Source organism: Zhenhengia yiwuensis (assembly GCF_014384995.1).
Taxonomy (GTDB): domain Bacteria; phylum Bacillota; class Clostridia; order Lachnospirales; family Cellulosilyticaceae; genus Zhenhengia; species Zhenhengia yiwuensis.
Genome location: NZ_JACRSY010000117.1, coordinates 1 through 824 on the forward strand (window position 1 = coordinate 1; position 824 = coordinate 824).

Genomic DNA, 824 nt, shown 5'->3' on the forward strand with positions numbered 1-824 from the left:
AATGGAGGTGAGGGGAATCGAACCCCTGTCCGAAAGCCCATAAATCGTGGTCTCTACCATCATAGTCACTGTTTTAACATTCCCTCCATGAACCGCCCAGAGACAGGCTGTTCACTTCAGTAGCTTCATAAGTACGGCTAGGGGGCAAAGCTTAGCCCTAGACGTTGCCCGCTAAGTCGGAGCCTCGATCTAGAGTGCGGGGTGTCTAGAGGAGACTAGCTGCATTAAGCAGCTAATGCAAAATTGTCTTCTGCGTTTAATTTTAAATGCCAGCTTTTAACGTAGACTCCGGCGTTCTACGGATGGCTGCCTCAACCTACGTGACCCCCGTCGAAACCAGTGCACCCCCTTATTAGATAAGGGTACATATCTGGGAGTATAATCGTAAGATTGGCTTAGATGTTTTTAATCTTGAACTCACGCTCGTTTGCACGGCGCATGTCTTTCTTGGCAATGTCCTGACGTTTATCATGGAGTTTCTTACCACGTGCAAGACCTATTTCTACTTTGACCAAACTTCCTTTGATATATACTTTAAGTGGCACTATTGTCATACCTTTTGTAGAAATCTCACCGACTAGTTTGTTGATTTCTTTTTTGTGAAGGAGGAGTTTGCGTGTACGAAGGGGTTCTTTATTAAAGATATTCCCTTTGTCGTAAGGATTAATATGCATATTATAAATGAAGGCTTCTCCATCTTTAATACGAATAAAACTTTCCTTAACGGAACCACTGCCTTGGCGGATGGATTTTACTTCTGTTCCAACAAGTACAATGCCTGCTTCAAACGTTTCTTCTATAAAATAATCGTGATAAGCTTTTTT

At 42.7% G+C, this 824-nt stretch carries 1 protein-coding gene and 1 other RNA gene; both read right to left on the reverse strand.

The features are described 5' to 3' along the window. Position 1 precedes the first annotated feature (1 nt). Positions 2 to 349, reverse strand: a transfer-messenger RNA (tmRNA) gene (ssrA, locus tag H8718_RS20315). A gap of 46 nt (positions 350 to 395) precedes the next feature. Further along, on the reverse strand, positions 396 to 824 hold a 429-nt coding region (smpB, locus tag H8718_RS20320), incomplete at its 5' end, for an SsrA-binding protein SmpB (RefSeq protein WP_249334870.1).